This window comes from Leifsonia sp. NPDC058230 (assembly GCF_042882245.1).
Lineage (GTDB): Bacteria > Actinomycetota > Actinomycetes > Actinomycetales > Microbacteriaceae > Leifsonia.
On the sequence record NZ_JBHVWM010000003.1, the window covers coordinates 364,200 to 386,967 of the forward strand.

Below are 22,768 nucleotides of genomic sequence, written 5' to 3' on the forward strand. Positions count from 1 at the left end.
CCGCGCCGCCGACAGGCAGGTGGTCAGAGAGTCGCGAGCACCAGGTCGAGGGCATCGGCGAAGCGGTCGGCGCTCTGTTTCGTCAAGCACAGCGGCGGCTTGATCTTGAGGATGTTCTTGTGGTCGCCGGTTGGCTGGACGACGCAGCCCTCGGTGAGCATCCGCTCGCAGACCAGGGCGGCCTCGATGGTCGCCGGTTCGAGGGTGTCACGGTCCAGCACCAGCTCGACGCCCAGGTACAGGCCGAGCCCGTGCACCGCCCCGATCAGTGGATGCCGCTCACCGAGTTCGCGCAGCCGGCCGGCCAGGTGACCGCCCACGTCGACGGCGTTCTGCTGCAGCCCCTCGTCGCGCATGATGTCGAGCACGGTCAGGCCGACCCGAGAGCTGACCGGACTGCCGCCCGCCGACGAGAAGAAGCTGCCCTCGGCGGCGAACGAGTCCGCGATCGCCCTGGTCGTGATGACCGCACCGAGCGGGTGGCCGTTGCCCATCGCCTTCGCGATCGTGATGACATCGGGCACGACGCCCTGCTGCTCGAAACCCCAGAAGTAGTCGCCCAGCCGGCCGTAGCCGACCTGCACCTCGTCGGCGATGCAGACGCCGCCACGCGCCCGGATGCGCTCGTACACCCCCTGCAGGTAGCCGTCGGGCAGGAGGACCCCGCCCGCGTTTCCGAAGACCGGCTCCGCTATGAAGCCGGCCACTCCGGTGCCGGACCCGTCGAGGCGGGCGAGTTCCGCATCCAGCTCGGCGAGATAGTGGGGAGTCGCGTCGGCGCCGCGGTACCGGCCGCGCATGACGTGCGGCGACGAGAGCAGCCTCACCCAGTCCGGTCGCGTTTCCAGTGCCCGCGGGTTGTCGCCGATCGACGACGAGACCGCATCGGCGCCGACCGTCCACCCGTGGTACGCCTCCGCGACGGCGAAGACGGTGCGCTCGCCGCTGTGGGTCTGAGCGAGCCGGAGCGCCAGGTCGACGGCCTCGCTGCCGCTGTTGACGAGAAAGACCGTGTCGAGCGGATCGGGCGCCAGCCCGGCCAACCGCTCGGTGAACCGCACGAGCTCCTCGTAGTGGAACCGTGAGTTGGTGTTCAGCAGCGCCCATTGGTCACGCACGGCCGACACCAGCCGTGGGTGGGCGTGCCCGACCTGCGTCACATTGTTGACGACATCGAGGTAGCTCTGAGCGCGCGTGTCGACGAGGTGATGGCGCCAGCCTCGTTCGATGAGCGGCGGATGCGCGAAGTAGTGCTCCTGCACGTGCGCGAACGCACCGTCCCGGCGATCGAGCACGGCGGCGGGGTCGACGTCGGGGGCGACCAGGTCGATGCCGAAGAGGGCGGACGGGTCGGGGCACAGTCGCAGCCAGAGTTCCCGATCGATCGTCGGGGTCACGAACGCGGGAGGACGGTGGCCGCGCAGGAGCGAGAGCTGGACAGTGAGCGTGGTCGCCGTGCCGAGACGCTCGCCGGCGGTGACCGACGAGGCCGCGACCGCATCCTCGAGGCCGTCCAGCCACAGGTCGGCCTCCGGTCCGCTGAGCAACCACGAGCCGCCGATCGGGCGCAGGCCGCCCGCGAACGGCGCTACCACTTCGACACCCGCGGGTGCGTGCAGCGTCACCCCGAGAGCAAGGGTCGCGGATGCGTCGGCCCGGTCGACGGATGCACGCGTCAGCCGGTACTCGCCGAACCGCGTCAGCGCATGGCCTGCGGTGGCGGCGATTCCGGCGAGCACTGCGCGCTCGGTCTCGGGATCGAGCCAGCGGCCCTCGTCGAGGGCGTGGCTCGTCGTGGAGAGGTCGGCCAGGTGCTCTCGCGTGGAGGCGAGGTGGACCACGCGGTCGGTACGGCTGGTGGCGTCGGCGGTGTCCTCCGCGCTCTGCGCTGTGCCGTCCCCGGCTAGGCGCCACCGGATGAGCGCTTCCAGCTCATCCGCGTCGAGACGCCGGGCGACATCGAAGGCGAGCCACTCGTGGGCGCGGTTCTCGTCGGCGTACTCGTTCTCGGCGTCGATGGTCACCTGGTGCTCGCCGCTCACGACGAGCACCGCACCCCGCAGCACGACGAGCGGCCAGAGGGCGGCGAGGTCGGCATCGTCGAGCGGACACTCTCCGGCGAAGGCGACGATCGTCTCCAGCACCGCCAACGGCGTGGCCGGCACGTGATGCAGCGCCGAGGCGACGGTGGCGGCCAGCTCGGCGACGAGCCAGCCGGTGGCCACGTCGCCGAAGTCGATCACGCCGGGAGTCGCATCCGTCGCGGTGCCCAGCACGATGTTGTCGTCGGTGACGTCGCCGTGCACGGCCTGGGTGCGCAGCCGGGAACGGAGCGGTGCGAGCCGGAGGAGTGCCGCGTCCGTCGCCTCGCGCACGATCCGCCGCTTGGCGGGGTTCGTGACGTGGGCGAGCAGGAGGTCGACGACCTCGCCGCCGATGCGCGCATCCCACTGCGTCGTGCGCGACAGCCCAGGGTGCGCGAGGCCGGAGAGGCCGGCTGCCACGCGTCCGGCCAGTGTTCCGAGGGTGCCGAGCTGGTCGCTCGACAACTCGGCGACGCCGGTCAGCGGCTCACCGTCGAGGTAGCTCAGGACGCGGGCGTGCAGGGTCTGGCCGCGTACGTCCACGGCGACGATCTCGCTGCCGTCGCGGGCCGGAACGACGGCGGGGATGCGCACGCCCGACCCGGCCAGAGCTGCGAGCGCAGCGTTCTGCGCACTCAGCTCGTCCAGCGAGAAGACGGGGTTCGCGAGCTTCAGAACGTAGCGGTCGTGGCCGGTGTCGATGCGGAAATTGCGCTCCTGCTGGCTGCCGAGTTCGGTGAGCCTGCCGGTCAGTCCGTACCGTTCGGCGGCGATCGTCTGCGCATCCGCCATCGTCACCAGGGGTCGTGGGAGCGACGGCTGGGCGAGGAAGTCGGAATTCGGCACGCAAGACTCCTGTGGCTCGGTCGGTGGCGTCAGTCTACTGAGCAGTCGACCACGCGCTCAGGTGCGGAATCCCGCTCGCATCGCTGCCAGCCAATGCACGGCTGGCGCCGCGTAGCATCGGACCGTGAAGACCTGGAGGGCACCGCTGATCGCGTTCGTGATCGATGTCGTGCTCGTTCTGGTCTTCGTGCTCATCGGCCGCCGCAGCCACGGCGAAGCGGAGACCGTCGCGGGTGTTTTCGACACGATGTGGCCATTCTTCGTCGGGCTGCTGCTGGGCTGGCTCGTCACGTTCGCCTGGCGCCGGCCCCTCGCAGTCCTCTGGCCCGGCATCCCGATCTGGCTGATGACCGTCGCCGTGGGGATGCTTCTGCGCTTCGCCGCCGGAGAGGGCACCGCAGCGAGCTTCATCGTGGTCGCGACGATCGTGCTCGGTGTTTTCCTCATCGGCTGGCGGCTGATCGCGCTGCCGATCACGCGCCGCCGTGTCGTGCGCCGCGCATCCTGACCCGGCGACCGACGGTCAGCGGATGAGCAGCGTCGCGACGGTGTAGATCGCGAGACCGGCGAGAGCGCCCACCACCGTGCCGTTGATGCGGATGAACTGCAGGTCTTTGCCCACCTGCAGTTCGATCTTCTCGGTGGTCTCGCTCGCATCCCAGCCCTTCACGGTGTCGCTGATGACGCCGGCGATGTCGTGGCGGTAGGTCGTGACCAGGTGGGCCGCCGCATCCTGGAGCCAGCCGTTCACCTTCGCACCGAGTGCGGGGTCGGCGGCGAGCCTCGCACCCGCATCGGACAGCGCGGCCTCGGCCCGGCGCCGCAACTCGCTGTCCGGATCGGAGAGCGCAGCGACGGCGGCCGTGCGTGCTGCCTGCCAGACCGTCCCGGCGAGTTCGCGCACGCGGGGATCGTCGAATGCGTGCCCCTTCGCCGACTCCAGCTTGGCGATCGTCTCCGGATCGTGCTGCAGGCGATCGGCGAGCTCGGCGAGGTAGCTGTCGAGCGCCCTCCGTAGCGTGTGGTGCGGATTCGCACGCACGTCCGCGAGGAAGCGCCGCACCTCGAGGTACGCGCGCTCGTCCACCAGCTTGTCCACGAACGAGGGGACCCACGACGGGAGCCGGGCCGAGACGAGCGCGTGGAACGTATCCGGATGCGCGTCGAGCCACTCGGCGAGCCGGTCGAGAGCCAGGTCGACAGCCTCGTGGTGACCGCCGGAGGCGAGGATGCGTTCGCCGAGCCGGCCGATCGGCGGCGCCCACTCGGGCTCGATCAGATGCCGGCGCGCGATCGCCTCGATCGCGTCACGCATGTCGTCGTCGTCGAGCAGGGATGCGACGCCTCGCAGCGCGGTCGACGCCTCGGCCACGACCCGCCGCGCGTTCTCGGGTCGCGCGACCCACGTGCCCACCGCACCGGCGATGTCGATCGAGGCGAGCCTGTTCGACACGACCTCGTCCGACAGGAAGTTGGTCTCCACGAATTCGCCGAGGCTCTCGCCGATCTCGTCTTTGCGGTTCGGGATGATCGCGGTGTGCGGGATGCGCAACCCCAGCGGATACCGGAACAGAGCCGTCACCGCGAACCAGTCCGCGAGCGCACCCACCATTCCGCCCTCGCTCGCCGCCCGCACGTAGCCGAGCCACGGATACGTGTCCTGCAGGGCGAACGAGACGGCGAACACCGCAGCCATGAACACGAGCAACGCGACCGCGAGGGTCTTCATGCGGCGCAGCGCCCGCCGCCGATCGAGGTCGGCGGGCGAGAGGAGCGAGGCGGCGACGGTCACTGAACGATGTGCAGTTCGCGGCTGCTGTTGTTGAGCCGGTGCGCGCCGTCGTCGGTGGCGACCACGATGTCTTCGATGCGCACGCCGAACCGCCCGGGGAGGTAGATGCCGGGTTCGATGGAGAAGCACATCCCGGCCTCGATCGGCCGCTGCTCGCCTTCGACCATGTACGGCGGCTCGTGGGTGGTCATGCCGATGCCGTGGCCGACACGGTGGATGAAGTACTCGCCGTAGCCGGCGTCGTCGATGACGGCGCGGGCGGCGCGGTCGATCTCCTGGCAGGCGACTCCGACGCGCACAGCATCGAACGCCGTCTGCTGGGCGCGTTTGACGACCTCGAACACTTCGTGCTCCTCGTCGGTCGGTTCGCCCACGTGCACCGTGCGGGTGGTGTCGGACCCGTAGCCGTCCATGATCCCGCCGAAGTCGAGCACGACCATGTCGCCCTGTTCGATCGTGCGGTCACCCGCCTCGTGATGCGGATTCGCGCCGTTCGGGCCGCTGCCGACGACTGTGAAGTCGACCTGCGAGTGCCCGTGCTCACGGAGCAGCCTGGCCAGGTCGGCCGCGACCTCGTTCTCCGTTCGGCCGGCGAAGCGCACGCCGAGGATGTCCTCGAAGGTGGCGTCCGCCGCAGCTCCCGCCGCGGCGAGCCGGTCGATCTCGTCGTCGCCCTTGACCGCACGCAGCATGGGGAGGGCGCGCGAGATCGACTCGAAGCGCGCATCCGGAAGCCTCTGCTGCAGGCCGAGCAGATGCATGGCCCACAGGGCGTCGGACACCGCGTACCGGCCCGATGGCTTCAGCAGAGCCGCTGTCGGCACGTACTCGTCGGTGCCATCGGACCAGTCGACGAAGCGGATGGCCCCGGCAGCGCGGGTCTCGACGGCACTGTCGTGCTCGAGGATCGGAACGATCATGGTCGGATCGCCCTCGGCAGGGACGACGAGGAGCGTGATGCGCTCGGTCGTCGCGATGGGGAGGTAGTCGGCGAAGTAGGCGAGGTCGGCACCCGGGGCGATCAGCAGCCCGTCGAAGCCCGCCGCCCTGGCCTGCTCGGCACCGCGCCCGAGTCGTTCGTCGAAATGCTCCGACGTGATCGTCTTCATGCGTGCTCCTTATCGCTGAGGGCTGGGGGTTCAGTCTTCCGGCGCACCGAGCCACGCGTTCGCGACCGTGGAGTGAGCCGATTCGTCGTCGGAGGGGTGGAAGATCCCGGCGAGCACGTCGCGGTAGAGCCGCCCCAGCTCATTACCGGCGAAGTAGGTCGATCCTCCGGCGACGCGGATGGCCTGGTCGACCACCTGACGGGCCGTCTCGGTGGCCCGCACCTTCAGGCCGACGAGCGTCGGGAACCACTGGGCGCCCCGATCGACGAGCGTGTCCACGTCGCGGGCGACGGCGTCGAGCTGGGGGAGCAGCGCATCCTGAGCGATCGCAGCGTCGGCCACTCGCCACCGGATGTCGGGGTCGCTCGCATAGCTGCGGCCGTCGTTCTTGAGGCTCGTACGCCGGTGGGCGGCGGCGACGGCGAGGTCGAGCGCTCGGGCGCCGATCCCGGTGTAGACCGCGGCGAGCAGGATCTCGAAGCTGGCGAAGATCGCGAACACGAGTGGATCGGGGTTGGGTCCGGGATCGAGCCTGCGCACGATCTGTTCGGCCGGCGACCACGCACCGTCGAGCACGGTCGTGTTGCTCTGACTGGCGCGCATCCCGATCGTGTCCCAGTCCTCGCGGATCTCGAACCCATCGCCGTCGCGGCTGATGAACCCGTAGACGATCTTGGGCGCATCGGCGCTGACCGTGTCGAGTCCCATCGTGCCGAGCCGCGTCCAGCCCGGCGAGAGGGAGGTGAAGATCTTGGTGCCGAAGAACCGGTACGAGCCGTCGGGCTCGGGTCGCGCATCCGTCGTCGAGCCGAACAGCACGAGGTCGTTGCCGGCCTCGCTCAGCCCGAACGCGAAAACCTCGCCGGCACCCGCCTCGCGCAGGAGGAAGTCGAGGGAATCGTCGCCGCGGTCGCGCAGCACCTTGGCGACTCCGGTCCAGACCAGGTGCATGTTGACCGCGAGCGCTGTCGCGGGGGCGGCCCCGGCCAGCCTCACCTGCTCACGCGCGACCCGTTCGAGGCTGAGGCCCAGGCCGCCGTATTCGGCCGGCACGAGCGCCTTCAGGTAGCCGAGCTGAGTGAGCTCTTCGAAGTCTTCGAGGAAGAACGCGTTCTCTGCGTCGTACCCGGCGGCCCGGGAGCGGATGCGCTCCAGCAGGGCGTCGGTCAGGAGCGGACCCTCGTGCGGGATCAAGCGTGCCTCGGTCACGCCCCCAGCCTATGGGAGCGGCGTCTCGCCGGGCAGGGGTCGCGCCCGCTTTGTGGCCCGCATCCGGTGCACGATGAACCAGACCGCGCCTCCGACCACGCCGACCACCGCCAGCCAGGGGAGCAGCACGCCGAGCGCGACCAGTACGCCGCCCAGCGTGGCGACGAGCGCGTCCCATCCCGTTCCGAGACCGCTCCAGAAGCTCGCCGGTGCGGGTGCAGCCACGGTGCCCTTCGCGTGCAACTCGAGGGTGATGGTCGACATGTCCACCTGATCGTCGAGCGCGGCCTTCTGCGCCGTGAGGCTGTCGAGTTCGGCCTGCCGAGCAGACAGGGTCGACTCGATCGTGATCAGGTCGGCGGTCGTCGTCGCCGAGCTCATCAGAGCGAGCAGGCGATCGACGGAGGTCTGGAGGGCGGTGATGCGTGCGTCGACATCCCTCGACCGGGTCGTCACGTCGTCCGACTTCAGCGACACGCTGTTCACGGTTCCCAGGCGCTTGATGGTGCTGAGCGTTGTCGACAGCCGTTCCGCCGGGATGCGCAGCACGAGGGTCGCGCCCGCCTTCTCGCCCGCCGTGCCCGGCTGTTCGGTGCTGCTGTCGACACGTCCGCCTGCCCGTTCGACCGCCCCGGTCGCGGCGTCGGCAGCGGCAATAGGGTCGGCCACGGTCAGTGAGACCGTTCCGGTCGTCACGATGTCGCGGTTCGACGAGAGCACCGTTTCGCTCGTCGCCGGATCGGCGGCCGAATCGGCCGCGCCCTGTTTCGTCGGATTCTCGGCCACGCTGCCCGCGCTGCCGCCGCTGCTGCCGCTACCCGAGCTCGTGCATCCCGCCAGCAGGATCGCCGCGGCGAGAACGGCGACCACCGCGCCTGCCCGGCGTTTCGCTCGTGTGCCCTCTGCGGACAGGATGCGCTTCATGGCATCACCCTAAAGTCGGGGGAATCCCCGGCGGGTCACGGTCCGGCGACGATCCGGTCACGATCCGATCTCGTCGATAATGGGCAGATGGGCTGGCTTTCCGACAGAACCCGCACGCTGTTCGGCTGGGGCGCGCCGGTCCTGCACATCGCCGGCGACGTCGGCGAAGGTCCGGTCGTCGTCCTCGTGCACGGGATCGCGTCGTCGTCGGTAACCTTCAAGAACCTCGTTCCCCTGCTCGAGCCACGGCACCGGGTCATCTCGATCGACATCCTCGGTTTCGGCCGCTCGCCTGCCCCGGAGGATGCGACCTACAGCCTGGAGGAGCATGTGGCCGCGCTGCACGCGACCATCCGCTCGCTCCGGCTGCGGGAACCGTTCGTGCTGGTGGGGCACTCCCTCGGGAGCCTGATCGTCGCGCGGTACGCCGCCGTGCATCCGTCACAGCTCTCGACGCTCGTGCTCGTGGGGCCACCGATCTACGGATCGCCCGACGAGATCGGCGACCGGCGGGTGCGCAGCCGGGTGAGCGCCTACCTGCGTGCCTACGAATTCCTGCGGGCGAACAAGGACTTCACGATCCTGAACGCCAGAGTGCTCGCCCGGCTGCTGCCGATCAAGGGCGTGTTCGAGATCACCGAGAAGAACTGGGACCCTTTCGTCAAGTCGCTGGAGAACTGCATCGAGCATCAGACGGTGGTGAGCGATCTCGCCCGCGTGCGCGTGCCGATCGAAGTGGTCTACGGATCGCTCGACGCCTTCATCGCGCCGGGCAGTCTCGCCGTCATCGAGACGATGCGCCACGTCTCGATGCACCGGGTGGAGGCGAACGACCACATCATCCGCAAGCGGCTGGCGAGGGTCGTCTCTGCCGCGATCGGCTAGTCGGTCAGCTCGGCCGGATGCCCGAGGCGGCCGCGAGGTACGCGGACCGGTCGAAGTCGGCGAAGATCGTCGACTGCACGACGTAACCCTGCACGATCCCGACGTAGAGCGGCGCGTACCGGGCGGCGAGTTCCGCCGCCTTCTCCGGGTCGTGACCGAGCGCCGTCGCGTACCAGTCGGTGAGGTAGGCGGTGAGCATGGTGCGCACCCGCGTGCCGATGGAGCTCATCAGGGGATGGAGCTTGGGGTCGACCACGACCTGGCCCCAGACCTGCACCAGCAGGGAGAGAGTGCCGATCTGTCCCTCGATGCCGTGGACGAGCATTCCGACGACCGCACCCGGATCGGGGATCGGTTGGTGACGCCGTGCGTCGGCCAGATCGAGGAAACGGCCGTCGAGAACGTCGGCGATCGCGAGCTCGATCAATTGCTCCTTGCTCTTGTAGTGGCCGTAGATCGCTCCGGCCGAGAGGCCGGACTCCGCGATGATGTCGGCCATGGAGGTGGCCTGGAAGCCTTTGCGGGCGAAACACCGCAGCGCGGCTCCCGCGATCTCGGTGCGGCGGGCGGTGCGGTGCTCTTCGCTGACTTTGGGCATAGGTCAACAATAAAAAAGAATGTTCGTTCTTGACAAGGGATGCGCGGGCGCGGACGATAAAGAACGAACATTCCTTTTAGGAGGCCATCATGTCCGCAGCCGCACTCCCGCCGGCCAGCACTCCGTCGCATACGCCGCGCACGCCGTGGCCGCGCGCCATCGGGCTCGCCCTGGCGGCCTCTGCGGTCGTGGTCGTGGTGCTGCTCGCCTTCCTCTGGCCGACGATCACCTCCTCCGTGAAAGACGTTCCGCTCGCGATCGCGGGATCGAGCCAGCAGGTCGCGCAGGTCGCGAAGACGCTCGACGCCGAGGGGAGCGGAACGTTCGCCGTGACCGGGGTGGCCTCGCGCGACAAGGCCGTCGAGCTCATCCGTGCCCGGGACGTCTACGGCGCGATCGTGCTCGGCGACCGTCCCGAGGTGCTCACGGCGTCGGCCAACGGTGCGGCGGTCAGTCAGATCCTCGGGCAGATCGCCGGTCGGTTGCAGGCTCAGGCGAACACCCACGCAGCTGCGGCGGTGCAGCAGGCCGTCGCGGGGGGAGAGCTGCCCGCAGGCACGGCTCCTCCCGCGATCGAGGTCACGGTGACCGATGTCGTTCCGCTCGCCTCGACCGACGCGCGCGGCCTCGGGCTCACCGCGGCCTCCTTCCCGCTGGTGCTCGGGGGGATGGTCGGCGGCATCCTCATCTCCCTTCTCGTCGCCGGGGTCTGGCGCCGGCTCATGAGCGTCACCGTCTACGGCCTGGCCGGCGGATTCGCGGTCGTCGGCATCATGCAGGGCTGGTTCGGGGTGCTCCAGGGCGACTTCTGGATCAACGGTCTCGCCGTCAGCCTCGCAATGTTCGCCACCGCCGCATTCATCGTCGGGATGAGCGCGGTCCTCGGCAGGGTGGGAATCGCGGTCGGCGCCATCGTGACGATCCTCATCGGCAATCCTCTGTCGTCGGCAGCCCAGCCGTTGCAGTTCACCGTCGCGCCGTGGGGCGCGATCGGGCAGTGGTTCGTGCCCGGCGCATCCGGAACCCTCGTTCGCGATCTCTCGTACTTCCCGGATGCGAACGCCACGTTCGCGTGGCTGGTGCTGGCGGGTTGGGCGATGGTGGGGGTGATTGCGATGTTCGCAGGCCATTTCCGCGACCAGGTGCTGGTCCGGGCCGCCGGGCACGAAGCCGAGCGTGCCGGCGATCGGGGTGCGGCGGAGGGCGCCGGCGAGCCCGCTGGTGAGCCGGCGGGCGAGTCCGGCCGGGTCACGCAGCCGGTGTAGGGCGGCCCGGCCGTTACGCTGGAGAGATGCAGCAGCGCACACTCGGCCGAACGGGCCGTGACGTCTCAGTCGTCGGTCTCGGAACCTGGCAGCTCGGAGGGGACTGGGGTGACGTCAGCGAAGGCGACGCGCTTGCGGTGCTCGAGGCGTCCCGGGATGCGGGGGTCACCTTCTTCGACACGGCCGACGTCTACGGAGGCGGCCGCAGCGAGCAGCTGATCGGTCGTTTCCTCGCGGCCAACCCGGATGCGGGTGTCACGGTCGCCACGAAGATGGGCCGCCGGGAGGCGCAGGACCCGGCCAACTTCACGCTCGCGAAGTTCCGCGAGTGGACGGACAGCTCGCGCCGCAATCTCGGCGTCGAAACGCTCGACCTCGTTCAGCTCCACTGCCCGCCGACTCCGGTGTTCTCGTCGGATGCCGTCTACGACGCCCTCGACACGCTCGTGTCCGAGGGCGCGATCGCGAACTACGGCGTGAGCGTGGAGACCGCGGATGAGGCCCTCGCGGCGATCGCCCGGCCCGGCACCGCGACGGTGCAGATCATCCTGAACGCGTTCCGGCTGAAGCCGCTCGACCGTGTGCTCCCGGCCGCTCGCGAAGCCGGCGTCGGAATCATCGCGCGCGTGCCGCTCGCTTCTGGACTGCTCAGCGGAAAGTACACGACCGACACGACGTTCGCGCCCGACGACCACCGCAACTACAACCGCCACGGCGAAGCGTTCGACGTGGGAGAGACCTTCTCGGGCGTGGACTTCGAGACGGGCGTGGCCGCCGCACAGGAGTTCGCGGCCCTGGTGCCGGACGACCTGACTCCCGCTCAGGCGGCCATCGCCTGGGTGGCGCAGCTCGACGGCGTGAGCAGCGTCATCCCCGGGGCACGGTCGGTGGCCCAGGCGCGTGCGAATGCCGCCGCGGGTTCGGTAACGCTGCCCGCATCCCTCATCGCGGCCGTCCCCGCGCTCTACGACACGTACTTCCGCACCGCCGTCCACACCCGCTGGTAGCCCGCGGCCGGTGGCCGGTGGCCGGTGGCCGGTGCCGGCATACCGTGGCAGTGCTCCCCGACGCGCCACACCACCGCCCCCGACGGTCGGTGAAATCGGCCGGATCGAGCCGATTCTCCGTCGGGACGGAGTTCTCATCGGAGTGTCGCGCGTTTCCTCCTTCGTTGTGCACGCCGGCCTCCCGAGCGCGTCTCGAATGTCCCGAGCGTGCATCCCGAATGTCCCGCGCGCGCATCCCGAATGTCGGAGGAATCGTCGGCCGACCGGGCGTGTCCTCCGTCAGAACGGAGATCGGGGCGCGGGGCGCACGATCTCTCCCGCGGAACGACCTGCGGAACGAACCACGGCGCGGCGGCGGGCAGCCACGCGGAGCTGCCGACCCTGACCCCCCGGCTCACGACGGCTGGACCGGGACCGGTTCGGTGTCGGGGATGGGGCTGGCGTCGCGGCCTCGGAGATCGGGGTGGATGCGCCAGGCCAGCGCTGGGACGATGAATCCGACCAGGGCGAAGGCTCCGGCGGCGTAGAAAGCGCCGACCGGACCGGAGCCGTCGATCAGGAAGCCGGCGAGGGCCGAGCCGAGGGCGGCGCCGATGAGCTGGCCCGTGCCGACCCAGCCGTAGGCCTCGGCGGTGTCGCTGAACTTGACGCTGGCGGAGACGATCGCGAAAAGCACGGCGAGGGCGGGGGCGATGCCGAGCCCGGCGACGATGAGGGTGAGCGAGAGGCCCCACCACGAACCGAGCATGAAGGTGGAGATGGTGACGCCGACGAACACGATGAACATGCGGCGGGCGGTAGCCCACGGCCCGATCGGAATGTGCCCGAAGGCGAGGCCGCCGATGAGGGAGCCGAGCGACCAGATGGCGAGCACGATGCCGGCGTAGGGCGATCCCTCGCCGAAGTTGGCGACGACGCCCGCCTCGATCGCCGCGCAGGACCCGATGAGGAGGAAGCCGACGACCGTCGCGAGAAGCACCGGCGGCCGGGCGAGCACGACGCCGAAGCGACGCTTGCTTCGGGGGATGCGCACCCGCCCGACCTCGGGCGAGGAGATGAACCAGAGGCCGCCGAGCAGCATGATCGCCACCGACATGAGGATGCCCTCCACGGTGCCGATCTGAGTCGAGACGAACGTGATCGCGACGGGGCCGGCGATCCAGATGATCTCCTGCGCGGACGCGTCCAGCGAGAAGAGCGGGGTGAGCTGACGCGAGTTGACCATCTTGGGGTAGATGGTGCGCACGGCCGGCTGGATGGGCGGCATGCTCAGTCCGGCGAAGAACGCGACCGCCATCGTCAACGGGATGGGCATGACGAACACGCCGATCGCCGCGACCGCGACGGTGCAGAGACCGAGTGTCGTCCACAGGACCGTGCGCATCCCGAGCACGCCCATCAGCCGGCTCGTCATCGGGCCGGCGATCGCCTGGCCGATGCTCATCGCTCCGAGCACGAGGCCGGCCGCGCCGTAGGAGTGGTGCACGTGCTCGATGTGCAGCAGGAACGCCAGTGAGAGCATGCCGAACGGGAAGCGCGCCGTGAGCTGGGCAGCGATGATCCTCGCGACGCCCGGCGTCTTCAGAAGGCTGGAATAGGTGCTCACGGGATGCTCAGTCTATCGGGTGAGCGGCGCGCGGCCGGGGAGCGAACAGCCTGTGGAAAAGTGGACAACTTATACACATCTGTGGATGACACGCCCACTAGATGTGGGGTTCGGAAAATGTCGGGACCCCGCTATATAGTGGTCACACGCCGAAAAGCAGCGAGGGCTCGGTCCCCCAGTTTTCGGCCGTGACAAGGGGTTTTTGAAGCAAGGGGCGGGCACCGACCCGGCGGGGACGACCCGCCGTCCGCTTGACGGACGTTAGGCATCGCCACTCACGGGAGTGGCACATTGAGAGGGAGAGAAAGTGGCCATCACTGTTGTGAAGCGGAACGGCGAGCGGGAGCCGTACGACGCGAACAAGATCAACTTGGCGATCGAGCACGCCGCCGAAGGCCTCGACGAGAACATCACCTGGGTCACCCAGATCGCGAGTGAGCTCGAGTTGACCCTGTTCGACGGCATCACGACGCAGCAGCTCGACGAGGCCGTCATCCAGGTCGCCCTCCAGAACGTCAAGGACGACCCGGCGTTCGACACCGTCGCCGCCCGGCTCCTCCTCAAGACCATCTACAAGCGCGTGCTCGGCGACTACACCACCGCCGACGAGCTCGTCTCGCTGCACGCGAGCCACTTCCGTGCGTACATCGAGCGCGGCGTCTCCGAAACCCTGCTCGACTCCCGCTTCACCCAGCTCTTCGACCTCGACCGTCTGGCCGGCCACCTCGACCCGTCGAAGGATGAGCTGCTCAAGTACATCGGCGTCGTCACCCTGAACAACCGCTACGGCATCAAGGCCCGCAACGGCGAGACGCTCGAGGTCCCGCAGTACTTCTGGATGCGCATCGCGATGGGCCTGTCGCTCAACGAGGCCGACCCGACCAGCCACGCTCTCGAGTTCTACGCCAAGATGTCGAACCTCGAGTACCTGGCCGCGGGCTCCACCCTCGTCAACGCAGGCACCGCGTACCCGCAGCTCTCCAACTGCTTCGTCATGGAGATGCAAGACGACATCGAGCACATCGCCAAGAGCGTTCGCGACGTCATGTGGCTCACCAAGGGAACCGGCGGAATCGGCCTCGCGGTCACCAAGCTGCGCGCGCAGGGCTCGCCCATCCGCTCCAACAACACCACATCGACGGGCCCGATCCCGTTCATGCACACCATCGACTCGGTGCTGCGCGCGGTGAGCCGCGGCGGCAAGAAGTTCGGTGCCCTCTGCTTCTACATGGAGAACTGGCACATGGACTTCCCGGAGTTCCTCGACCTCCGCCAGAACTCGGGAGACCCCTACCGCCGCACCCGCACCGCGAACACCGCCGTGTGGATCAGCGACGAGTTCATGAAGCGCGTTCAGAACGACCAGGACTGGTACCTGTTCGACCCGCTGGAGGTCGCCGACCTCAACGAGCTGTACGGCAAGGAGTTCTCGGAGCGCTACGCGTTCTACGTGGCCGAGGCCGAGGCGGGACGCATCGCGATGTTCAAGCGCATCAGCGCCCGCTCGCAGTTCAAGGACATCCTGATGAGCCTCCAGACAACCAGCCACCCGTGGCTGACCTGGAAGGACACGATCAACAACCGTGCGCTCAACAACAACACCGGCACCATCCACCTGTCGAACCTGTGCACCGAGATCACGCTCCCGCAGGACCGCGACAACGTCTCCGTCTGCAACCTGGCGTCGATCAACCTGTCGCGCCACCTGGTCGACGGCGCGATGGACTGGGCTCGCATCGAGCAGAGCGCCCGCCTCGCGGTCCGCCAGCTCGACAACCTGATCGACATCACGGTGTCGAGCGTCGACGAGGCCGACTTCTCCAACCAGCAGAACCGGGCCATCGGCCTCGGCGTCATGGGCTTCACCGACATCGTCGAGAAGCTCGGTCTCAGCTACGAGAGCGAAGAGGCGTACGACCTGATCGACGAGATCATGGAGCACGTCTCGTACGCGGCCATCGACGAGAGCGCCGACCTGGCCCAGGAGCGCGGTGCGTACAACAACTTCGAGGGCTCGCGCTGGTCGCAGGGTCTCGTTCCGTTCGACTCGATCGCATTGACCGAGCAGGACCGCGGCCTCCCGATCAAGGTCAACCGCACGACCCGTCTCGACTGGGATGCGCTGCGCGCCAAGGTCAAGGGCGGCATGCGCAACGCGACCCTCATGGCCATCGCGCCCACCGCATCCATCGGCCTCGTCGCCGGCACCACGCCCGGCTTCGACCCGCAGTTCTCGCAGATCTTCAGCCGCTCCACCTCGTCGGGCAAGTTCCTCGAGGTGAACCGCAACCTGGTCTCGGCGCTGCAGGAACGCGGTCTGTGGGAGTCGACCCGCGAGGCGATCCTGCGCTCGCAGGGCGACATCCAGGGCATCGCCGCGATCCCCGACGAGATCAAGGCGACCTACAAGACGAGCTTCCAGCTCTCGCCGTACTCGTTCATCGAGGTCGCGGCCCGTGCCCAGAAGTGGATCGACCAGGCCATCAGCCGCAACATGTACCTGGAGACCCGCGACATCGGCGACATGATGGACATCTACTACGCAGCGTGGGAGCGTGGCGTCAAGACCACCTACTACCTGCACATGAAGCCGCGCCACCAGGCCGAGCAGTCGACCGTCAAGGTCAACAAGGCCGACGAGATCGACGCGGCCCGCAAGGGCTTCGCGTCGGTCGGCGCCACGTCGGCTGCATCCCCGGATGCCGCTCCCGCTCCCGCCGCCCCGGCTCGCCGCGGCTTCGGAGGACTCTCGACGGGTGGTGAGAAGTAATGAACACCAAGATCGAGGAGTACTACGTGCCTGTCGACCCGATGGACGACCTGCAGTGCGAGTCCTGCCAGTAGGACCGACACCTGCAGCGCGCCGCGCCGCGAGACTTTGAGGAGAAGAGAGACACCATGGGGATTCTGGGAACGGGAATCGAAGAGGGCCTGCTGCTGAAGCCGGTCAAGTACAAGTGGGCGATGGACCTGTACGACCAGGCCGTGGCGAACACGTGGTTCCCGAACGAGATCCAGCTCGGCGAGGACATCGCCGACTTCAAGAGGATGACCGACGAAGAGCGGCACGCCATCACCTTCCTGATGAGCTACTTCAACCCGAACGAGCTCCTCGTGAACAAGGCGCTGGCGTTCGGCGTCTACCCCTACCTGCAGGCGGCCGAGGCGCACCTCTACCTCGCCAAGCAGATGTGGGAGGAAGCCAACCACTGCATGTCGTTCGAGTACGTCCTCGAGACGTTCCCGATCGACCGCGAGCAGGCGTACAACTCCCACGTCGACGTGCCGTCGATGGCCCGCAAGGAAGAGTTCGAGGTCAAGTTCATCAAGCGGATGACCGAACAGACCCTCGACATCACCACGACGCAGGGCAAGCAGGACTTCATCCGGAACCTCGTGGCGTACAACGTGATCCTCGAGGGCATCTGGTTCTATTCGGGCTTCATGGTTGCGCTGTCGTTCCGTCAGCGCAACCTGCTGCGCAACTTCGGCTCGCTGATCGACTGGGTGGTGCGCGACGAGTCGCTGCACCTCAAGTTCGGGATCAACCTCATCCTCACCGTGCTGGAGGAGAACCCCGACCTGCAGACCGAGGAGTTCGCGAACGAGATCCGCCAGATGATCCTCGACGCGGTCGAGATGGAAGAGCAGTACAACCGGGATCTGCTGCCCGGCGGCATCCTCGGCCTCAACGCCAACTACATCAACCAGTACGTGAAGTATCTGGCCGACCGTCGTCTCGAAGAGCTCGGCTTCGAGCCGGAATACAAGGTCGCGAACCCGGCCAAGTGGATGGCGACGGCAAACGACACGCTGGAGCTCGTGAACTTCTTCGAGTCCACGAACACCTCCTACGAGTCGAATGCGAAGGCGTCCACCGGCCACTGAGCCGCTTCGACAAGAACGAGGGGTCACGACTCGCCGTGTGCGCATCCGATCGCACGGCACGTCGTGACCCCTCGTTTCGTCGGCTCGCGCACGGGTCTGTGAGGATGGTGGAGTGACTCCTCCGAACGCGCGACCCCTGATCGACGCCCGTGAGCTGGCCCAGGCTCTGACCGCATCCCGACCTCCACGAGTGCTCGATGTGCGCTGGAAGCTGGGCGGGCCTCCCGGCCGGCCCGAATACGAGCGCGGGCACATTCCCGGAGCGGTATACGTCGACCTCGACACCGAGCTGGCCGGCCACGGCGAACCGACGGACGGGCGGCACCCGCTGCCCCAGATCGCCGACTTCGAGTCCGCGGCGCGCGGCTGGGGCCTGAACGCGGGGGATGCGGTGGTCGTCTACGACGATCTCTCCGGCCTCTCCGCGGCCCGAGCCTGGTGGCTGCTGCGCCATGCCGGGTTCGCCGATGTGCGGGTGCTCGACGGCGGGCTGGCCGCCTGGCGCGCCGCCGACGGCGACCTCGAGACCGGATCGAACATCCCGAGCGCGGGTGACGTGCACCTCTCCTACGGTTCGCTCCGCACCCTCGACGCGGATGCGTCGGCCGAGCTGGCGCTGCGCGGTGCCCTCCTCGACGCGCGAGCCGCCGAACGCTTCCGTGGCGAGGTCGAGCCCGTCGATCCGCGCGCCGGACACATACCCGGCGCGGTGAGCGCCCCCGCCACGGACAACCTCGACGCCGACGGCAGGATGCTGCCCGCGGCCGTTCTCGCCGACCGGTTCGCCGCCCTCGGCGTGACGGCGGATGCGCCCGTGGGCGTGTATTGCGGCTCAGGCGTGACCGCCGCCCACGTGGCGCTCGCGCTGGAGGTCGCCGGTTTCGCGCCCGCACTCTACCCCGGCTCCTGGTCCGCCTGGTCGAACGACCCGTCCCGCCCTGCCGCCACCGGTAGCTGATCCGATCGCCCACCGATTCGTGCGAAAAGTGCGGTCGAAGGACTCAGGAGCGCACTTTTCGCACGAGTCGGCCCGACGAGCATGCGTAACAGTGGGCAACAGCGGTACGAGGCAGGGGGCGCGGAGTTTAGGGTCTCTGCATGACCGCCGTTCATGTGCGCCCGAGCGAGGCGCTTCCCGCGCCCGCCGACGAGGTGTTCGACTCGGTCGCATCCCTGATCGGGAACACACCGGTCGTCGAACTGCGCGCACTCACGCGCGGCCTCGAGTCCCGGGTGCTGGTGAAGCTCGAGGGCCGCAACCCCGGCGGGTCGTCGAAGGACCGCATCGCGCTGAACATGATCCGCACGGCCGAGGCGTCGGGGGCTCTCGCGCCGGGCGGAACGATCGTCGAGGCGACCTCGGGCAACACCGGGATCGGCCTGGCTCTGATCGGCCGGCTGACCGGGCATCCGGTGATCATCGTGCACAGCGCCGACATCTCCGCTGAGAAGCGCAAGGTGCTGTCGGCGTACGGAGCCCGACTCGTCGAGGCCGATTGGGAGGCCGCACCGAGCGACCCGGCCAACCCGCGCGCCGTCGCCGACCGTATCGCCGCCGAGGCCGCGGGCGCCTGGCGTCCCACCCAGTTCTCGAACGCCGCGAACCCCGCCGCACACTACCTCGGCACCGGTCCGGAGATCTGGCGGCAGACGGCCGCGCAGGTCACTCATTTCGTCGCCGCCATCGGCACAGGCGGCACGGTCAGCGGCACCGGTCGCTACCTGAAGGATGTGAGCGGTGGCGGTGTGCGCGTCATCGGCGCCAACCCTGTCGGCTCGACCTACGACGGCGGTCCTGCAGGGACGATCCTTGTCGACGGGGTCGGCACCGCCTGGCCGCGCGACTACTGGCCCGAGACCTTCGACCACGCCGTGGTCGACGAGGTGCACACGGTCGACGACCGTGAGGTCTACTCGACCGTCCACCGTCTGGCCGCCGAGGAGGCTTTGCTGCTCGGCCCGTCTTCGGGCCTCGCGGTCGCCGTCGCGCTGCGCACCGCCCGCAGCGCACCCGCGGGTTCGGTCGTCGTGGCGATCGCGCCGGACGGCGGCATCAACTATCTCACCAAGGCGTTCGACGCGGACTGGCTGGCCACGTCCGGCCTTACGGGCGCCACGCACTCTGAAGACGAGTAGTCGGAAAGCGCATATGCCTCTTCTCCATTTCGGATGGTTCCTCGGCGCCGGCTTCGGCGTGCAGGGCTGGGGCGACCCCAGCTATGGCATCGGCTACGACTGGAAGCAGCCACCGGTGTACCAGGATGCCGCCCGCCTGTTCGAGGCGAGCGGACTCGACCTCTTCATCATCGAGGACGGTGTAGCGGTTCCCGACACCTACGGCGGTACCGCGGAGGTCAACCTCTCGGCCGCGCGTTTCGTGCCGAAGCACGACCCGCTGCCGTTGGTGCCGTACCTGCTCGGTGCGACCAGCAACCTCGGTATCGTGCCCACCCTGAGCGCGAGCTTCTACGAGCCGTTCACGGCTGCGCGACTCCTCTCCACGCTTCAGCACTTCGCGAACGGACGGCTCGGCTTCAACGTGGTGACCAGCGGTTCCGACCTCGCCGCCCAGAACTACGGTCTCGACAAGCAGGTGGACCACGATCTCCGCTATGACCGCGCGGACGAGTGGGTCGACGTGGTGCGCAAGCTCTGGCGCAGCTGGGACCAGGATGCGGTGCTCGAAGATGTCGAGCGGGGCGTCTACGCCGACTTCACCAAGGTGCACACGATCGACCACGATGGCCGGTTCTTCCGGGTGCGGGGTCCGCTGAACACCGTGCCGGCAGCCGATGAGCCGGTCATGGTGCAGGCCGGCGCCTCCGGTCGCGGGCGTGATTTCGCGGGCAAGAACTCGGATGTCGTCCTCGCCCTGGCTTCGACGGCCGAGCGGATGCGCGAGTACCGCGACTCCATCCGTCAGGTCGCGCTCGCGAACGGCCGCGACCCCGATTCGGTGAAGGTGCTGTTCGTCGTCAATCCGGTGATCACCGCGAACGCCGAGGAGACCGCGAGCGTCAGAGCGGCGCGGGCCGAGCTGACGCAGGCGGCGATCGACGAGCAGTTGCAGTCCATCTCCTACCTCAGCGGCGTCGATTTCAAGACGTTCGACCTCGATGAGCCCTTGCCCGAGCTGACCACGAACAGCAACCAGGGAACGCTCGACAACTTCGTGAAGTCGGCGCCGGCCGGCTCGACGCTCCGCGAGATCCTGCAGGCGCGCGCCCGCAAGGACGGCCTCGCCATCGTCGGCACGGCCGACGAGGTCGCCGACCACCTGGGCGAGCTGGGCGGGGCCGTGGGGGGCGACGGCTTCCTGTTTACCGGCCAGGTGCATCCGGCGCACGTGCATCGCACTCTGGATGCCCTGGTGCCGGCCCTGCGCCGCCGCGGTCTCATCCGCACCGGCTTCTGCGGTGGGGGTCTGCGGCAGAACCTGCTGGAGTTCTGATGGCGACCACCGCGGCGGATGCCCGGCCGCTCGTCGAGCTGACGGCGGACGCGCCGACCGTCGCCGACCTCGTCGCCATCGCAGACGGCGCTCGCGTGTCGCTCGGGGCGGACGTGCTCGCGACGCTCGCCGCGTCGCGAGCAGTGGTCGAGGAGGCGATCGCGGCCGGACGTCCGGTCTACGGGCTCAACCGCCGGTTGGGTGCCGGCAGGGATACCGTCGTCGATCCGGCGGAATTCGCCGAGTTCCAGCGGCGCACGATCGCGAACCACCGGGGCGGTGTGGGGGAGTCGCTGGAGCTTCGGGAGACCCGGGCGGTGATCGCCGCGCGTCTGATCGGCTTCACGCGCGGGGGATCGGGGGTGCGACCCGAGCTCGCCGAGGCGTATGCCGCCATGCTCGACGCGGGCGTGCATCCGGTGATCCCCGCTCGCGGTTCGGTCGGTGCTGCCGACCTGACCCACCTCGCAGAGGTCGCTGCGGTCGTGACCGGATCGGGTCGCGCCTTCGACGGCTCGGGCGGGATCGTGGACGGGCGCACCGCCCTGGAAGCCGCCGGACTGGTGCCGGTCGAGCTGGCGCCGCACGAAGGACTGGCGGTGCTCAGCTCCAACGCCTACAGCATCGGCGTCGGCGCGCTGGCGGTCACCGAAGCGCGGTCGCTGGCCGCCGCCGATCTCGCGATCGCGCTCTCGCTCGAGGCGGTCGCAGCATCCGGACCGGCCGGCAACCTCAGCGCGTTCAGCTCCGTGGTCGCGGATGCGCGGGGCGGGGCAGGGCAGCGGATGTCGGCCGCAGCGATCCGGGCGGCTCTCGCCGGGAGCGCCCTCGAAAAGCCGGAGCGCGCGGTCACCGTGCAAGACCCTCTCGCCTTCCGGACGGCGCCACAACTACATGGCGCTCTGCGCGAATCCGTCGACCGCGCCCAAGCCGAGCTCGACCTCGAACTGGCAGCCCGCAGCGACAACCCCGTGGTCGACACGGCCAGCGGCGCCATGGTCTCGGGCGGCAACTTCCAGGCCCTGCCGCTCGCGCTGTCGCTCGAGGGTCTCCGGCTCGTGCTCGCGCATGTCGGTTCCGCCTCCGAGCGCCGCGCCGCCGCGCTCTCACTCGCGCTCGCGCCCGCACGCTCCGAGGGGCGTACCCGCGTTCCCGGCCTGCTGCTGTACTCGGCAGCGGCGGCTGTGGCCGAGCTGCGGCAGTTGGCCGCTCCAGCGACGCTCGGGATCACGACGCTGTCGGGGGTCGAGGATCACGCGACGCTCGCGCCGCTCGCCCTGCGGTTGTTGCAGCGTTCGCTGGCGCTCACGGGCGAGGTGCTCGCGATCGAGGCGCTGCACGCCGCGGATGCGCTCCGCGTTGCCGGTGCGACGCCAACAGGTGACGGAACCGCGCCGGTCTTCGGGGCGTTGGATGCGCTGATCGCCGGCGGGGATGCATCCGCCGACCTCGTGCCCGCCGCGCTCAGCGTGCTGACAGGCCGCTGACCGGTCCGCTCAGCGGAGCGTCTTGCGAAAGCTGAGGTACGAGACCGCTTCCCAGTCCCCATCGAGGTCGAACTCCGGCTCGTAGCCGAGGGAGAGGTACAGGGCGACCGCTTCGGGCTGACGCGCCCCGGTCGTGAGCACGACGGTGCGATAGCCGCGACGGACGGCCTCCGCCTCGAGTTCGGCCATCACGCGCCGCGCGAGGCCCCTGCGGCGGTGCGCCGAGTGCGTCCAGACCCGCTTGACCTCGACCGTCTCGGCGTCCTCGCGTTTGAAGGCTCCGCCGGCGACCGCCTCGCCGTCGGCGAGGAGGAGGATGAACGTTCCACCCTCGGCGGCGCTGAAGATCTCGGCGGGATAGCGGGACAGCTCGGCGGAGGACGGGATGCCGTCGTTGAGCCCGTAGCGCTCGTCGTACTCGCGCGAGAGCTCCTCGACGAGGGGCGTCGCCAGCGGGTCGGTGGGGCTGGTGACGACTACCACAGTGGAGGCCGCGAAGTCGGCTGACGATTCGGTCACGATTCGACGATAACGCGCCTGGCGCGCCGGGTGCGCCTTCCGGTTTCACACTTCGTCATCGACAACCGATTCCGTGCAAGAAATCACGAAATGTGTCG

General features: G+C 68.9%; 18 protein-coding genes. 10 read left to right on the forward strand and 8 right to left on the reverse strand.

Annotated features, from left to right (window positions below; translation table 11 throughout):
• Positions 1-23: 23 nt before the first annotated feature.
• Positions 24-2,930: an aminotransferase gene (locus ACFVV0_RS11615; RefSeq protein WP_387062766.1), complete on the reverse strand. Its 2,907-nt coding sequence runs from the start codon at positions 2,928-2,930 to the stop codon at positions 24-26.
• 124 nt (positions 2,931-3,054) lie between these two features.
• Here ACFVV0_RS11615 and ACFVV0_RS11620 point away from each other — a divergent pair, with 124 nt between their 5' ends.
• On the forward strand, positions 3,055-3,438 hold the full coding sequence (locus tag ACFVV0_RS11620; protein WP_387062769.1) for a DUF3054 domain-containing protein: 384 nt from the start codon (positions 3,055-3,057) through the stop codon (positions 3,436-3,438).
• 15 nt (positions 3,439-3,453) lie between these two features.
• On the opposite strand, the gene ACFVV0_RS11625 is transcribed toward ACFVV0_RS11620, so the two are convergent.
• Genes ACFVV0_RS11625 through ACFVV0_RS11640 form a run of 4 tightly spaced genes read right to left on the reverse strand, consistent with a single transcriptional unit; the run spans position 3,454 to position 7,964 of the window.
• Entirely contained in the window at positions 3,454-4,722 is a 1,269-nt protein-coding gene (locus ACFVV0_RS11625) for a DUF445 domain-containing protein (RefSeq protein WP_387062772.1), read from the reverse strand.
• Positions 4,719-5,831 carry an aminopeptidase P family protein gene (locus ACFVV0_RS11630; RefSeq protein ID WP_387062775.1) on the reverse strand — a complete coding sequence of 371 codons (1,113 nt, stop codon included), beginning with the start codon at positions 5,829-5,831 and terminating at the stop codon, positions 4,719-4,721. The genes ACFVV0_RS11625 and ACFVV0_RS11630 overlap by 4 nt, the downstream gene beginning before the upstream one ends.
• Before the next feature lie 30 nt (positions 5,832-5,861).
• On the reverse strand, positions 5,862-7,040 hold the full coding sequence (locus tag ACFVV0_RS11635) for an acyl-CoA dehydrogenase family protein (protein WP_387062778.1): 1,179 nt from the start codon (positions 7,038-7,040) through the stop codon (positions 5,862-5,864).
• Between the two features lie 9 nt (positions 7,041-7,049).
• The gene (locus ACFVV0_RS11640) at positions 7,050-7,964 is read right to left on the reverse strand and encodes a DUF4349 domain-containing protein (protein WP_387062781.1); all 915 of its coding nucleotides are present in this window, start codon (positions 7,962-7,964) and stop codon (positions 7,050-7,052) included.
• A gap of 87 nt (positions 7,965-8,051) precedes the next feature.
• On the opposite strand from ACFVV0_RS11640, the gene ACFVV0_RS11645 reads away from it, so the two are divergent.
• Positions 8,052-8,849: an alpha/beta fold hydrolase gene (locus ACFVV0_RS11645; protein ID WP_387062784.1), complete on the forward strand. Its 798-nt coding sequence runs from the start codon at positions 8,052-8,054 to the stop codon at positions 8,847-8,849.
• Positions 8,850-8,853: 4 nt separating this feature from the next.
• Here ACFVV0_RS11645 and ACFVV0_RS11650 read toward each other — a convergent pair whose 3' ends face one another.
• Positions 8,854-9,447 carry a TetR/AcrR family transcriptional regulator gene (locus ACFVV0_RS11650; RefSeq protein WP_387062787.1) on the reverse strand — a complete coding sequence of 198 codons (594 nt, stop codon included), beginning with the start codon at positions 9,445-9,447 and terminating at the stop codon, positions 8,854-8,856.
• 89 nt (positions 9,448-9,536) lie between these two features.
• Between ACFVV0_RS11650 and ACFVV0_RS11655 the strand changes: the two genes are divergently transcribed.
• Together ACFVV0_RS11655 and ACFVV0_RS11660 are read left to right on the forward strand one after the other, a co-directional pair.
• Entirely contained in the window at positions 9,537-10,712 is a 1,176-nt protein-coding gene (locus ACFVV0_RS11655; protein ID WP_387062790.1) for an ABC transporter permease, read from the forward strand.
• Between the two features lie 26 nt (positions 10,713-10,738).
• Positions 10,739-11,719 carry an aldo/keto reductase gene (locus ACFVV0_RS11660; protein ID WP_387062793.1) on the forward strand — a complete coding sequence of 327 codons (981 nt, stop codon included), beginning with the start codon at positions 10,739-10,741 and terminating at the stop codon, positions 11,717-11,719.
• A 394-nt stretch (positions 11,720-12,113) separates the two neighbouring features.
• On the opposite strand, the gene ACFVV0_RS11665 is transcribed toward ACFVV0_RS11660, so the two are convergent.
• Entirely contained in the window at positions 12,114-13,325 is a 1,212-nt protein-coding gene (locus tag ACFVV0_RS11665; protein ID WP_387062796.1) for an MFS transporter, read from the reverse strand.
• Between the two features lie 307 nt (positions 13,326-13,632).
• On the opposite strand from ACFVV0_RS11665, the gene ACFVV0_RS11670 reads away from it, so the two are divergent.
• From ACFVV0_RS11670 to ACFVV0_RS11695, 6 genes are all read left to right on the forward strand, one after another.
• Positions 13,633-16,095: a ribonucleoside-diphosphate reductase subunit alpha gene (locus ACFVV0_RS11670; RefSeq protein WP_387062799.1), complete on the forward strand. Its 2,463-nt coding sequence runs from the start codon at positions 13,633-13,635 to the stop codon at positions 16,093-16,095.
• Between the two features lie 128 nt (positions 16,096-16,223).
• Positions 16,224-17,213 carry a ribonucleotide-diphosphate reductase subunit beta gene (locus tag ACFVV0_RS11675; protein ID WP_387062801.1) on the forward strand — a complete coding sequence of 330 codons (990 nt, stop codon included), beginning with the start codon at positions 16,224-16,226 and terminating at the stop codon, positions 17,211-17,213.
• Positions 17,214-17,325: 112 nt separating this feature from the next.
• A complete protein-coding gene (locus tag ACFVV0_RS11680; RefSeq protein WP_387062804.1) occupies positions 17,326-18,171 on the forward strand; it encodes a sulfurtransferase in 846 nt (281 codons plus the stop codon).
• Positions 18,172-18,311: 140 nt separating this feature from the next.
• A complete protein-coding gene (locus tag ACFVV0_RS11685) occupies positions 18,312-19,349 on the forward strand; it encodes a PLP-dependent cysteine synthase family protein (RefSeq protein ID WP_387062807.1) in 1,038 nt (345 codons plus the stop codon).
• Between the two features lie 13 nt (positions 19,350-19,362).
• Positions 19,363-20,664: an NtaA/DmoA family FMN-dependent monooxygenase gene (locus tag ACFVV0_RS11690; protein WP_387062810.1), complete on the forward strand. Its 1,302-nt coding sequence runs from the start codon at positions 19,363-19,365 to the stop codon at positions 20,662-20,664.
• Entirely contained in the window at positions 20,664-22,151 is a 1,488-nt protein-coding gene (locus tag ACFVV0_RS11695) for an aromatic amino acid ammonia-lyase (protein ID WP_387062813.1), read from the forward strand. Before ACFVV0_RS11690 ends, ACFVV0_RS11695 begins: the two co-directional genes overlap by 1 nt.
• Positions 22,152-22,160: 9 nt before the next feature.
• Here the strand turns inward: ACFVV0_RS11695 and ACFVV0_RS11700 are convergent, their stop codons facing one another.
• Positions 22,161-22,670: a GNAT family N-acetyltransferase gene (locus tag ACFVV0_RS11700; protein WP_387062815.1), complete on the reverse strand. Its 510-nt coding sequence runs from the start codon at positions 22,668-22,670 to the stop codon at positions 22,161-22,163.
• Positions 22,671-22,768 lie beyond the last annotated feature (98 nt).